The 13,461-nt window shown below is 32.0% G+C and carries 12 protein-coding genes, 2 pseudogenes and 1 other annotated feature; of the genes and pseudogenes, 13 read left to right on the top strand and 1 reads right to left on the bottom strand.

The genetic code is table 11. From position 1 onward, the window contains the following. The 8 genes and pseudogenes from ACTHW2_RS01025 to radA form a co-directional block, all read left to right on the top strand. Window positions 1-887, top strand: an 887-nt coding sequence (locus ACTHW2_RS01025; RefSeq protein ID WP_442261853.1) for a hypothetical protein, incomplete at its 5' end; no start/stop codon positions are given. Between the two features lie 48 nt (window positions 888-935). Further along, window positions 936-1,184 (top strand): annotated as a pseudogene (locus ACTHW2_RS01020) (DUF7507 domain-containing protein); the annotation flags it as partial. 117 nt (window positions 1,185-1,301) lie between these two features. Beyond that, complete coding sequence (locus ACTHW2_RS01015) at window positions 1,302-2,999, top strand: DUF7507 domain-containing protein (protein ID WP_442261852.1); 1,698 nt, start codon at window positions 1,302-1,304, stop codon at window positions 2,997-2,999. 317 nt (window positions 3,000-3,316) lie between these two features. Next, complete coding sequence (locus tag ACTHW2_RS01010) at window positions 3,317-3,775, top strand: CtsR family transcriptional regulator (protein ID WP_442261851.1); 459 nt, start codon at window positions 3,317-3,319, stop codon at window positions 3,773-3,775. 12 nt (window positions 3,776-3,787) lie between these two features. Then, a complete protein-coding gene (locus ACTHW2_RS01005) occupies window positions 3,788-4,297 on the top strand; it encodes a UvrB/UvrC motif-containing protein (protein ID WP_442261850.1) in 510 nt (169 codons plus the stop codon). A 5-nt stretch (window positions 4,298-4,302) separates the two neighbouring features. After that, window positions 4,303-5,331 (top strand): protein arginine kinase, encoded by a 1,029-nt coding sequence (locus ACTHW2_RS01000; RefSeq protein WP_442261849.1) that lies wholly within the window; start codon window positions 4,303-4,305, stop codon window positions 5,329-5,331. A gap of 1 nt (window position 5,332) precedes the next feature. Then, window positions 5,333-7,768 (top strand): ATP-dependent Clp protease ATP-binding subunit, encoded by a 2,436-nt coding sequence (locus ACTHW2_RS00995; protein WP_442261848.1) that lies wholly within the window; start codon window positions 5,333-5,335, stop codon window positions 7,766-7,768. 30 nt (window positions 7,769-7,798) lie between these two features. Further along, on the top strand, window positions 7,799-9,181 hold the full coding sequence (gene radA / locus ACTHW2_RS00990) for a DNA repair protein RadA (protein WP_442261847.1): 1,383 nt from the start codon (window positions 7,799-7,801) through the stop codon (window positions 9,179-9,181). A gap of 32 nt (window positions 9,182-9,213) precedes the next feature. Here radA and ACTHW2_RS00985 read toward each other — a convergent pair whose 3' ends face one another. Further along, complete coding sequence (locus tag ACTHW2_RS00985) at window positions 9,214-9,630, bottom strand: DUF1573 domain-containing protein (protein WP_442261846.1); 417 nt, start codon at window positions 9,628-9,630, stop codon at window positions 9,214-9,216. A 194-nt stretch (window positions 9,631-9,824) separates the two neighbouring features. On the opposite strand from ACTHW2_RS00985, the gene ACTHW2_RS00980 reads away from it, so the two are divergent. From ACTHW2_RS00980 to ACTHW2_RS00960, 5 genes and pseudogenes are all read left to right on the top strand, one after another. Then, window positions 9,825-10,373 carry a CarD family transcriptional regulator gene (locus ACTHW2_RS00980; RefSeq protein ID WP_442261845.1) on the top strand — a complete coding sequence of 183 codons (549 nt, stop codon included), beginning with the start codon at window positions 9,825-9,827 and terminating at the stop codon, window positions 10,371-10,373. A gap of 66 nt (window positions 10,374-10,439) precedes the next feature. After that, a complete protein-coding gene (locus tag ACTHW2_RS00975; RefSeq protein ID WP_442261844.1) occupies window positions 10,440-11,543 on the top strand; it encodes a PIN/TRAM domain-containing protein in 1,104 nt (367 codons plus the stop codon). A gap of 134 nt (window positions 11,544-11,677) precedes the next feature. Beyond that, window positions 11,678-12,406, top strand: coding sequence for a 2-C-methyl-D-erythritol 4-phosphate cytidylyltransferase (gene ispD / locus ACTHW2_RS00970; RefSeq protein WP_442261843.1), 729 nt, complete (start codon window positions 11,678-11,680; stop codon window positions 12,404-12,406). Between the two features lie 19 nt (window positions 12,407-12,425). After that, on the top strand, window positions 12,426-12,899 hold the full coding sequence (gene ispF, locus ACTHW2_RS00965) for a 2-C-methyl-D-erythritol 2,4-cyclodiphosphate synthase (protein ID WP_442261842.1): 474 nt from the start codon (window positions 12,426-12,428) through the stop codon (window positions 12,897-12,899). 33 nt (window positions 12,900-12,932) lie between these two features. After that, window positions 12,933-13,149: a binding site (T-box leader), on the top strand. A gap of 42 nt (window positions 13,150-13,191) precedes the next feature. Next, a pseudogene (locus ACTHW2_RS00960) lies at window positions 13,192-13,461 on the top strand (proline--tRNA ligase); the annotation flags it as partial.

Here is a 13,461-nt window from a genome sequence, read left to right as displayed (position 1 = left end):
AAGCAGAATCAGAAGATAAAGCAGAATCAGAAGATAAAGCTGAGTCAGAAGATAAAGCTGAGTCAGAAGATGAAGAAGAGTCAGAAGATAAAGTGGAAGTAATTGAACTAGATGAACAAGAAGTAGGCGAACTTAAAGAAGAGCTTAAAAAAGAAAGACCAGATAAATCAGAAGAGGAACAACTTCAAAAGGATGAGGAAGACTTAGAAGATTTAATTGAGGAATCCGAACAAGACTTACCATCAATAATGCCGATGGCAATAGGAACTATAGGAATATATACTTCAGATTCAAATAGTATAGTTGTTCCAACAGAATTAACTGGAAATTCTATTAATAATCATACAGTACCAGTACTTGTATGGGTGAACGGTGGAACTTTATATGCTGCAGTTAAATCGACTCATAAATTAGATTATATGAAACTTGGTGGTATGGAAAAGGATGATGGTGGTGTTAAAAACACATCAAGAGATGAGTATAATCCATTAGTGAATATAAATGTAGATGGAAAACCTTATATACCAAGTGATTTACAAGGGTCAGGCAAAGATAACTATTGGACAGTTTTTAAGTTCGTATTATCTGATTTACCGATACCAATAGATGGTCAGCTACAATTCTTTGTTAAAGGTATTGGTGATGGGCATGATGTAGGTGGATACATGGCAGTGACGGTAGACAAAACCAATATAACTGGAACTAAAAAATGGTTTGGTGGACCAAAACCACCTATAAAATTACAACTTAAAAGATATGTAGAAGGAAAAGAATCAACTACAACCGAATTAGTGAAAACTAAATCTTTAAATGGAACTGATGAAACAACAGCTTGGACCTATACTTGGACTCAAATGCAGGAATATAGTTCTTATGGAGAAAAATAAATTTAATATATTGAATAAGAAACAGTTCCTCCAAATTATGAAAAGACAATAGATAAAAATGGTGGAAAAACAGTAATTAACACATTTGTTGGATCACCAGGTCTAGAAATAGAAAAAACATCTGACGTTACAACTTACTCAGCAGTAGGAGATTTAATCACTTACTCTTATAAAGTAACAAACACAGGAAGTATAATACTGGCAGGACCATTTAAGATAAGTGATAACAAATTAACAGTTGCTGATATAGAAGGACCATTAGCACCAGGGGAAAGTAAAACAGTAACAGCAACACACACAGTAACACAAGCAGATATAGACAAAGGAAGCATAACAAATAATGCTTCTGCAAGATTTGGAGATACAATTTCAAACGAAGATATAGTAACAGTAAATGCAAATCAAAATCCATTAATGGAAGTAACAAAAGTTGGAGAATATGAAGATACAAATGAAGATGAAAAGGTAAATGTAGGAGACAAAATCAACTATACAATCACAGTTAAAAACACTGGAAATGTAACTCTAACAAATGTAGTTGTAATAGATGAATTGTTAGACTTAGAAATAACAGTAGCTGAGATAGAAGTAGGAGAAACTTGGACTCACACACAAGACTATGATATCACACAAGCATATATAGACGCAGGAGAAGTATTGAACACAGTACTAGTAAATGATGAAGAGACAAAAGAAGAAACCCCATTAACACAAACAGCAGGATTAGAAATAGAAAAGACAGCTAATGTTGAAACTTACTCATCAGTAGGAGATTTAATAACTTACACTTATGAAGTAACAAACACAGGAAATATAACACTAGCAGGACCATTTGTAATAAGTGATGATAAATTAACAGTTGCTGATATAGCAGGACCATTAGCAGTAGGAGAGAGTAAAGAAGTAACAGCAACACACACAGTAACACAAGCAGATATAGATGCAGGAAGTATAACAAATATTGCTTCTGCAACATTTGGAGATACAACTTCAAATGAAGATACAGTAACAGTAAATGCAGATCAAAATCCAGAGCTTACGGTTAAGAAATCAGCAGACAAAGGAGAATTCTCAGAGATAGGCGAAGAGATCACTTACACTTACGTTATAACTAATGCAGGTAATGTAACAATAAGTGGACCATTCACAATAGTTGATGACAAAATAGGAAATATAGATGTTGATGAAGAGCAAACTTCATTAGCACCAGGCGAAACATTTACTGTAACGGCAGTGTATGAAGTAACTCAAGCTGATATGGATGTAGGATTTGTAACAAATCTAGTAACTGTAACTAGTGGAGAAGGAGAAGGTCCATCTGGGGAAGACACAGTGACGGTACCAGTAAATCCAGAAGCACAAAATCCAGAGCTTACAGTCGACAAATCAGCAAACAAAACAAGATTTACAAATGTAGGCGAAGAAATCACTTACACTTACAAGGTAACAAACACAGGAAATGTAACAATAAATGGACCATTCACATTAGAAGATGACAAAGTAGAAGATAAGGATATAGATTTAAGTGGGATACCGTACTCATTAGCACCAGGCGAAACATTTACTGTAACAGCAGTATATAAAGTAACCCAAGAAGATATGAGTGCAAGAAAGGTAACAAATATAGCAATAGTAACTGGAACCTTCGGTGAGGATAAAATAACGGATCAGGACACGGTGACTGTAGATAGATATAGACCTACTCCACCAGATCCAGTAGACCCGGAAGACCCGGAAGAACCAGAAGAACCAGAAGAACCAGAAGAACCAGAAGAACCAGAGGAACCAGAGGAACCAGAAGAACCAGAGGAACCAGAGGAACCAGAAGAACCAGAGGAACCAGAGGAACCAGAAGAACCAGAAGAACCAGAAGAACCAGAAGAGCCAGAAGAACCAGAAGAGCCAGAAGAACCAGAAGAACCAGAAGAGCCAGAAGAACCACTGGGTCCAAAAGGTCCGACAGACCCAACTGGTCCTAAAAAACCAGATAAGATAGTGGAAAGCAGGCTTGTACGAACAGGTACAGATATTAACTTGTTAATACCTATAGGATTTATGATAATCCTTTTAGGAATAGCTTATATTTTAAGAGACAGACGTATAAAAAGATAGTGATATGGTTTGTGTTTAAATAGCGAAACTTTTAAAAGTTTCGCTATTTTTATTGCAATGTAAAAAGTAACGAATAAAATATAATGTTAGTAATTGGTACAGGGCTTTATAAAAAGAAAAAATAAAGGATAATGGTAGAAAAGATGACTATAATTAAAATTGTAGTTATCTTTTAACTTTACAAAAGCATAAAGAAATGATATATTAGTACATAGATATAACTATATAAAGTATAAAAGAAAATGGTGGCTACTATAGATGGTTTCTTTTTTTAGAAATCAAAGGACAAAGATAGTCAAAGTCAAAGAGGTGATTGCGTGACAGGATTAAGTAATATAATAGAAGTTTTTATTAGGGAACTTTTAGAAAAATCTAATACGGGTACAATAGAAATACAAAGGAATGAAATGGCTGAGCAGTTTGAATGTTCTCCTTCACAGATAAATTACGTCCTATCCACAAGGTTCACTCCATATAAAGGTTATTATATTGAGAGTAGAAGAGGTGGAGGAGGGTATATAAGACTTATAAAGGTTAAAATAGAAAAATATTCTGATCTAAATGAAACTATAATGGAGACTATTGGAAAATCTATAACTAAGTCAAAAGCATATCATATTATAGAAGGACTTAGAGAAGAGGGTTTTTTAGAAAAGAGAGAAGAAGAAATAATAAAAGCTGCTGTAGGTGATAGGTCAATTTCAGGAAGTGCAGAATCTGCAAATAAGCTTAGAGCAAGGATATTAAGAAATATTCTTCTTATTTTAGCTAAGTAGGGGGCGATAGATTTGAAATGTGAATCTTGTGGTGAAAATGAAGCAAAGTTTCATTTTACTAAAATATATAATGGAAAGATAGAAGAAAAGCACATGTGTGAAACTTGTGCAGCAAATGATTATGACTTTGATTTTGATTTTGATAACCATTTTTCTATGAATAAGTTTTTTACAGGACTTATAGATGAACCTGTAAAAGATGTTAAAGAAGCTGAACTTAGATGTGAAAAATGTGGTCAAACTTATAGTCAATTTAAAAACGAAGGTAGATTTGGATGTGATGAGTGTTATCTTACTTTTAAGAATAAGTTAAATTCTTTAATAAAAGGACTTCATGGACACAATCATCATAGTGGAAAGATTCCAAAGCACTCAAGTCAAGATATACTTTTAAAAAGAGAAAAAGATGATCTTAAAAGAGAATTAGAAGAATCTATAAAAGAAGAAAGATTTGAGAAAGCTGCTATCTTAAGGGATAAATTAAAGGATATAAGCATAAAATTAGAAGATATAAAGGAGTGAGGTTTGTGGCTAGATGGTTAGATGGAATTGGCGAAGAAAGAGACATTGTTATAAGTACCAGAGTTAGAGTAGCTAGAAACCTTTCTAAATATAAATTTCCTGAATATATGAGTATAGAAGAATCTGATAATTTGACTAATGATGTTTTAAATATAATAGAAGATGATGATACATTGGATTATAAATTTATAAAACTTAAGGAACTAAATAAAACTGAACAAAAAGTTTTTGTAGAAGATCATTTAATAAGTCCAAGTATATTGAAAAATGAAAACATGAGTAGTTTTTTATTGAGAGAAGATGAAAAAGCTACTATTATGATAAATGAAGAAGACCATATAAGAATTCAAACTCTTCTTCCAGGTCTTAATTTGAGTAGAGGATGGGAGATATGTTCCTCTATAGACGATAAACTAGAAGAGCATTTAAGATATGCATATGATATTGACTTGGGTTATTTAACAGCATGCCCAACAAATGTAGGGACAGGTTTAAGAGCGTCTGTTATGCTCCACTTACCTTGTGTTTCTATGACAGGAAGTTTAAGTGTAGTAGTTGAGGGTTTGAGAAAAATTGGGCTTACAGCAAGAGGACTTTATGGAGAAGGGTCTGAAGCATTAGGATTTTTATATCAAATTTCCAATCAAGTAACCTTGGGGGATTCAGAAGAAGAAATAATAAATAAATTAGATAAGGTTATTCAACAAATATTGACAAGGGAAAGAAATACAAGAAAGTATTTAATAGATAGAAGACTTATAGAAATGGAAAACAAAGTGTATAGATCACTAGGTGTTTTAAAACATAGTAGAATCCTAAGTTCAAGGGAAGCTATGGAACATCTTTCTAATATAAGAATGGGTGAAACTATGAATATATTAGAAAAAGATGAATCACTTGACGTAATCAAGTTAATGATAGATATACAGAGTGCAAATATCCAAAAGAAATTAAATAGAGAAATGAATAGCAAAGAAAGAGATATTGAAAGAGCGTCTATGATAAGAAAACTTATTTCAAGAACGGAGGAATAAAATGGCAATGTTTGGTAGGTTTACAGAAAGGGCTCAAAAAGCTATTTTATTAGCGCAAGAAGAAGCCAAAAAAATGAAACATAATTATGTAGGTACAGAACACTTATTATTAGGTCTTATAGCTGAAGCAAATGGTGTAGCAGCAGTTTCTTTAAAAGAAGTAGGAGTAAATATAGAAAATGCAAGAAAGGAAGTACAAAAAGCTATAGGTACTGGTAATGAAGATGAAGATATACTAGGATTTACTCCTAGAACTAAGAGGATATTTGAACTTAGTTTTTTACAAGCTAGAAACTTAGGTCATAACTATGTAGGAACAGAACATATACTACTTGGACTCCTGGCAGAAGGTGAAGGAGTAGCCATAGTAGTTCTTAAAAGACTAGAGGTAGATGTAAAAAAACTAGGTGAAAAAGTTGTGAGTATGATAACATCTGAAACAAATAAGCAAATGTCTCAAGGTGGGAGAGCTCAAAAAGGAAAACAAACAAACTTAGGTAAATATAGTATAGATTTAAATAAGATGGCAGAGGATGGTAGAATAGATCCGGTCATAGGAAGAAGCAAGGAAATAGAAAGAGTAATTCAAATCTTAAGTAGAAGAACAAAAAACAATCCAGTATTAATTGGAGAACCGGGTGTTGGTAAAACTGCTATAGCAGAGGGACTCGCCCAAAGAATATATGAAGGAAAGGCACCTGAAATAATAAAGAATAAAAAAATAGTATCTTTAGATCTACCTGGAATGATAGCTGGTGCAAAATATAGGGGTGAGTTTGAAGAAAGACTTAAAAAAGTAATGGAAGAACTTATAGCAGCAGAAAATACTATACTTTTTATAGATGAGCTTCATACTATAGTAGGAGCAGGAGCTGCAGAAGGATCTGTAGATGCATCAAATATATTAAAGCCAGTTCTTGCAAGAGGAGAACTTCAAATGATAGGTGCAACAACTATAGATGAATACAGAAAGCATATAGAAAAAGATGCTGCCTTTGAAAGACGTCTTCAACCTATAGTAGTTGAACAACCTAATGAAGAAGATACTATAAAAATACTAGAAGGATTAAGAGATAAATATGAAGCCCACCATCGTGTTAAAATTACTGACGATGCTATAAAGGCTGCAACAGAATTATCTTCTAGATATATAACAGATAGATTTTTACCTGATAAGGCTATTGATTTAATAGATGAAGCAGCTTCTATGATAAGAGTAAGAAACTATGTAGCGCCTGATGAATTAAAAGAACTCGAAACTAGGCTAGAGGAACTTCAGCAAGAAAAAGAAGAAGCTATAAACACTCAAAATTATGAAAAGGCTGCAAGTATAAGAGATGAAGAAAAAAACATTAAGGAAGAACTTGAAAGTTATAAATCAACTTGGAAACGTAAAAAGCAAACATCTAATATGGTAGTAGGATATGAAGAAATAGCAAATGTTGTTTCAGATTGGACTGGTGTACCTGTTAAGAGGATGACAACGGAAGAATCAGAAAGATTGTTAAACTTAGAAGAAACGCTTCATAAAAAGGTCATTGGTCAATCTCAAGCAGTAAAGGCTATATCAAACTCTGTTAGAAGAGCTAGGGTAGGACTAAAAGATCCTAACAAACCAGTTGGTAGTTTTATATTTGTAGGACCTACTGGAGTAGGTAAAACATATCTTGCAAAGTCACTTTCAGAAACACTGTTTGGAGATGAAGATGCTATGATAAGGATTGATATGAGTGAGTATATGGAAAAACATACTGTATCAAGACTTGTAGGATCACCTCCAGGATATGTAGGCTATGATGAAGGTGGACAGCTAACTGATGCTGTAAGAAGTAAGCCTTATTCAGTTCTGCTGTTTGACGAGATAGAAAAAGCACATCCAGATGTATTTAATATGTTACTCCAAATATTAGATGATGGTAGGCTGACAGATTCTAAAGGAAGAACTGTAGACTTTAAAAATACAGTTATAATTATGACATCAAATGTTGGAGCAAACTCTATTAAAAAGCAAAACGTACTCGGATTTTCAACAGAAACAGATGAAAACAAAGAAGAGTATGAAAAAATGAAAGAAACAATAACAGAAGAACTTCGCAAGACATTTAGACCAGAGTTTTTAAATAGACTTGATGAAATTATAGTTTTCCATTCTTTGGAAGAGGACCAAGTAAAACAAATAGTAGATATAATGGTTGATGATTTAGAAAAAAGAATGAAGAAACTAGATATAAATATAAGTGTTAGTGAAGAAACAAAAGAAGAAATAAGTAAGGAAGGTTTTGATCCTATATATGGGGCAAGACCACTTGAAAGAACTATAAGAAAGATGATAGAAGATCAATTAGCAGAAGAGATGCTAAAGGGGAATCTATCTAAGGAAGATAATATAATAATAAAAACTGAAGATGGAAAATTAAAATTTGAAAAAGGCCTGTAAGGGCCTTTTTTAACAGTAAGGTGGATATTTATGAAAAAAAAGACTATATATGTGTGTAATAACTGTGAATATGAATCAATAGGATATATGGGAAAATGTCCAGAATGTAACAGCTGGAATACTATGGAAGAAACACAGGTAGTGTCCTCTAAGGGGAAATCCAGTAAAAGGCAAAGTAGAAAAAAAGAAGACATAAAAAGATTAAATGAGATAAAGATATCAAACAGTGATAGGATAGTAACTAGTATAGGAGAGTTTAATAGAGTTATGGGTGGCGGAATTATAAAGGATTCTGTAACCATTCTTTCAGCCAAGCCTGGAGCTGGTAAATCTACCTTACTACTTCAAGTAACAGATGATCTGGCAAATTTAGGCTTTAAGGTTTTATATGCGTCGGGAGAAGAGTCTGAGTCGCAAATTAAGGCCCGCGCAGATAGAATACTTAAAAAGATAAACTCCGATGTATGGGTAGTTTCTGATAATAGTCTAGATAATATTTTAGATACAGTAGAAACAATTGATCCAGATATTATTATAGTAGACAGTATTCAAACATTTACATTAGATGCTTTTCCGGGATCACGTGCAGGATCACCTACCCAAACCATGGAATGTGCTTATCAGCTTGTTAAAAGAGCTAAAAATGTGAAAAGACCAAGGGCTGTATTTTTAGTAGGTCAAATGACTAAAGCTGATGAACTTGCAGGAGTAAGGGCATTGGAACATTTAGTGGATACAGTTTTAATAATAGATGGTGAAAGTGGAGAAGAACTTAGGACACTTTTAACTACTAAAAATAGATATGGTTCTACTGGTGAAATGGGATTTTTTAATATGGGTGAAAAAGGTATGGTATCAATAGATAATCCTTCAGAATATTTCATGACACAAAGAGAAAATGATTCAATGATTTCAGGTAGTGCATTAACTGTGGTAAGAGAAGGGACAAGGCCTATTATACTTGAGATAGAATCACTAGTTTCACCTTCCTTTACTCCTTATCCTTCAAGGATTGGAGAGTCTATGAGAAAAGAACAACTAAATACATTGATTTCAATATTAGAACAAAGAGGAGATATAAAATTATATGATAAAAATGTTGTTATAAAGACAACAGGTGGAATATCTTTAAAAGAACAAGCTTCAAATCTAGCAGTTATAATGAGTATAGCATCATCTATATTTCAAAAGGGTATTCCAAGTGATACGGTTTTTATATCAGATGTAGGTCTTACTGGGGAACTTAAAAGGGTTCCTTCTTTGCAGGTGAGGCTTAAAGAAATAGATAGGATGGGCTTTAAAAGAGCATATATAGCTAAAGGTAGCGGGCAAATAGGTAAATTTAAAAATTTAGAGATTATAGAGTGTAGTATTTTAAAAGAAGTTATTTCACATACATTTAAAAAAAGATAAGAAAATAAAAAAGATAAGCTAATTTCTTTAGCTTATCTCAAATTGAATAGACCTAGTGTTTTATTTCTTTCATATTCATGTGTTATAACTTCATTTAAATTTAATCCTACTGTATCGCAGAGTGCTGTTATATAAAAAAGATAATTTCCCATTTCTAAATCTAGAACTTCTTTACACTGTTCACATATTTCTCCTTTTAAGTGATTATCTAATTTATTTGGAAGATCTTTATATGACTCGCCACTAAAATCTTGTCTTTTAGCATCTATAGATATACAACCACAATTAGTTACTGATTTCACTACTGCTCTATTAATACGAGCATTGTATTCATCCATTTTAGACATAATATCTAAAATGCTTTTATGTCTAACCAATACTTTAGAAATAGTGTCTTGAAAATCAGTACAAACTTCACTTGTTTTTGTTGTTTCAATATTTTTGTCCATGATATCCTCCTTAGGTGCTTTATTTGTATAATATCATTATACTTTTAAGGACAAGTAGTTGTCAAATAATTACAAAAATATATTTTAAATAAATAAGTTGACATATTTAATCGTTTTATGATAGAATGCAAGCTTTACAAATGCTAGTAAATAGTATATAATTAAGGAGACTATTTTTTAGGGAGGAAGGTAATATGTTCGAAATTGGCGATAGAATTGTTTATCCAATGCATGGAGCTGGTACTATAGAAAATATAGAACTCAAAGAAATATTAGGTGAAGAAAGAAAGTATTTTATTATGAAAATGCCTATAGGTGAGATGAAGGTTATGATACCTATAGATAATATGGAAGAAGTTGGAGTTAGAGAAATCGTAAGTAAAAAAGAAATGGAAGAAGTAATAACAATATTAGAAGGCGATAAGAGTAAAATGCCTCAAAATTGGAATAGAAGATTTAGATTAAATATGGATAAGATAAAATCAGGTGACATACATGAGATTGCTGCTGTTGTTAGAAATCTTATGCTTTTAGATAATGAAAAAGGTCTTTCTACAGGAGAAAGAAAAATGTTAAATGATGCTAAACAGATGCTGATATCTGAAATAGTTTTAGTTTATGAACTTACAGTAGAAGAAGTAGAAAAACTTGTAGCAGAATCTGTTGAATTTAACACAGAGTTAGATGAAGAAGACTTGGAAGATGAATCAAAAGAAAAAGAAGAAGTCTTAAAGGAAAAATAAAAATATGTAACTTTAGGTTATATATTTTTATTTAATGGTAATAATCCTATATTAGGAGGTGAGACAATGATTGAAAAAATAATAAAGATTTCTATAGGTATAATGGGGGCGCTCTTAGGATATGGTCTTCTAGCTATAGTTAAAGTGTCAGAACTTATAATACTACCTAATACTGGATGGCTAGGACTTACAATAAACCTAGGAGTTGCCCTGTTTTTTGGTATTATATTTTATCTATTATCACCAACTATTATAAAGTTGGGTAAAAAACTGGCTCAAAGAATAGAAGAAGAACTTCAAAATGTGCCAGCATATGATATAGCGACTGGATCATTTGGACTCATAATTGGACTTATAATTGCATTCTTTTTAAGTAAACCTTTAGAAAATCTTAATATTGGATATTTTGGATTTGTAGGTTCTGTAATTTTATTTGGACTATTTGGTTACTTAGGTGTTAAAATTGCAACTAAGAAAAAAGATGATCTTTCTAATGCTATAAAAGATATAGGAGCTTCAAGAATACAAACAAAACAAAAATTAAAAGAAGGATATAATTCTTCTCCAAAGATACTGGATACAAGTGTAGTAATAGATGGAAGAATCTTAGATGTATGTACTACTGGATTTATAGAAGGACCCCTTGTAATACCAGAATTTGTATTGCATGAATTACAACATATAGCTGATTCATCAGATGGGTTAAAGAGAAATCGTGGAAGACGAGGACTTGATGTTTTAAATAAAATACAAAAAGAAATAGATATTGAAATTATAATTCATGATAAAAAATTTGAAGATACCAAAGAAGTTGATTCAAAGCTTTTAAAGCTTACTCAGCTTATGGATGGAAAGATAATTACAAATGACTACAATTTAAACAAAGTAGCTGAAGTACAAGGGATAGAAGTTTTAAATATAAATGAACTTGCAAATGCAGTAAAACCGGTAGTACTGCCTGGTGAAGAAATGATGGTACATGTAGTAAAAGCTGGTAAAGAAATGGATCAAGGTTTAGCTTATCTAGATGATGGTACCATGATAGTAGTGGAATCTGGTAAAAAACATATAGGGCAAAGTATTGAAGTTATAGTTACATCTGTACTTCAAACATCTGCTGGTAAAATGATATTTGCTAAACCAAAAAGTATGACTGATAAAGCTGTTTAAGATTTAAAAGCCCTATAGAATGAATCGATATCGATTCATTCTATAGGGCTTTTCTTTTTTAGTTTTACCTTTTTATAAATAATATGATATAATTAAAAAAGAAAATAACTCATATAATAAATAGAGGTGAAAAAATGTATAAAGATTACTATGTCTCAGTGATAGTAGCTGCTGCTGGTATGAGTAATAGAATGGGAAGTAAAATAAATAAGCAGTTTATAAACATAGATAATGAACCTATTTTAGTTCATACTTTAAATAAGTTTGAAGAATCTTCATATATAGATGAAATAATACTTATTGCTAAAGAAGAAGAAGTGGAATATTGTAGGAAAGAAATTGTAAAAAAATATGGATTTAAAAAGATAACAAAGATTATAAAGGGCGGAAAAGAAAGACAAGATTCTATATATAATGGAATATTAGCTCTTGATGAAAAATGTGATATAGTCTTAACTCATGATGGAGCTAGACCATTTGTAAGGAAAGAAAATATAATTGATGGCATAAAAGGTGTGATAGAACATGATGTTTGTGTTGTAGGGGTACCTGTCAAGGATACTATAAAAGTAGTAGATGATATAGATAATGTACATCACACTCCTAAAAGAAGTATGCTTTGGGCAGCACAAACGCCTCAATGTTTTTGGAAAAGTATTCTTCAAAAAGGATATGAATATGCAATTAATGAAGGAATAGTGGGGACAGATGACAGTTCCATTGTTGAAAAAGCGGGATATGAAGTTAAAATGATAATGGGTAACTATGATAATATAAAGATAACAACACCAGAAGATTTAATTATTGCAGAATCTTTATTAAAAGTTGATGATAATTTAAAGTCCAAGAAAAAAACTATATAAAGATAAGGTGAGTGATAAAGTGAGAATTGGATTTGGTTATGATGTACATGAACTAGTCGAAGGAAGAGAACTTATAATAGGTGGAGTTTGTATAGATCATGAAAAAGGCCTCCTCGGTCATTCTGATGCTGATGTATTAGTTCATAGTATTATGGATAGTATATTAGGTGCACTTGCACTTGGAGATATAGGAGCTCATTTTCCGGATACAGATCCAAAGTATAAGGATATATCAAGCCTTATTCTTTTGGAAAATGTCAAAAAGGCTATGGATATTAAAAATTATAAGATAGGAAATATTGATGCAACTATAGCGGCTCAGTCACCTAAACTTTCTCCTTTTATTGAAGAAATGAGAAAAAACATAGCAAATATATTAGGATGTTCCCTTGAAGATATAAATATAAAGGCTACTACTACAGAAAAATTAGGTTTTGTAGGAAGAAAAGAAGGTATATCTTCTTATAGTGTGTGTCTCCTTGAAAGTCTTTAGGTTGACAAGAAAGATGTAATAGATTAATATATGGTATAAGTTGTGAAAGAGAATAGTATTTATTAATGGATAAAAGAGAAGAAACTATTGGTGAAAGGTTTCTACCCTCTTAATAAAGAACCTACTCTGGAACTTTTAGAAGAAATTCTAAACGGATTGCCTACGTTAAAAGCTTTTAAAGTGAACCTATAGTTTTGACTTAAGGTTTATTAGAGTGGTACCGCGGAAGATTCAGCCTTTCGTCTCTATAGATAGAGATGAAAGGCTTTTTATATTTAAGGAGGTTTTTAAAATGAAAATGTCAAAGATGTATATGCCAACTTTAAAAGAAGATCCTTCGGAGGCAGAGATTGTAAGTCATAAGCTTCTTTTAAGAGCAGGGATGATAAGAAGGCTTGTTAGTGGTATATATTCATATTTACCGCTAGGATATAGGGTTATTAGAAAAGTAGAACAGATAGTAAGAGAAGAAATGGACAGAGCAGGATCACAGGAACTATTGATGTCTGCTGTTCAACCGAGAGAGCTTTGGGAAGCAACAGGAAGATGGGCAAATTTTGGT

This window comes from Tissierella sp. (assembly GCF_052089545.1).
Classification (GTDB): Bacteria; Bacillota; Clostridia; order Tissierellales; family Tissierellaceae; genus Tissierella_A.
This window is presented reverse-complemented; position numbering and strand designations above follow the sequence as displayed.

What these genes read in the sequence shown, in the direction of transcription:
- ACTHW2_RS01015 (WP_442261852.1), top strand. Translation starts at nt 1,302, where the DNA reads ATGGAAGTAACAAAAGTTGGAGAATATGAAGATACAAATGAAGATGAA.
- ACTHW2_RS00995 (WP_442261848.1), top strand. Translation starts at nt 5,333, where the DNA reads ATGGCAATGTTTGGTAGGTTTACAGAAAGGGCTCAAAAAGCTATTTTA.
- radA (WP_442261847.1), top strand. Translation starts at nt 7,799, where the DNA reads ATGAAAAAAAAGACTATATATGTGTGTAATAACTGTGAATATGAATCA.
- ACTHW2_RS00985 (WP_442261846.1), bottom strand. Translation starts at nt 9,630, where the DNA reads ATGGACAAAAATATTGAAACAACAAAAACAAGTGAAGTTTGTACTGAT.
- ACTHW2_RS00980 (WP_442261845.1), top strand. Translation starts at nt 9,825, where the DNA reads ATGTTCGAAATTGGCGATAGAATTGTTTATCCAATGCATGGAGCTGGT.
- ACTHW2_RS00975 (WP_442261844.1), top strand. Translation starts at nt 10,440, where the DNA reads ATGATTGAAAAAATAATAAAGATTTCTATAGGTATAATGGGGGCGCTC.
- ispD (WP_442261843.1), top strand. Translation starts at nt 11,678, where the DNA reads ATGTATAAAGATTACTATGTCTCAGTGATAGTAGCTGCTGCTGGTATG.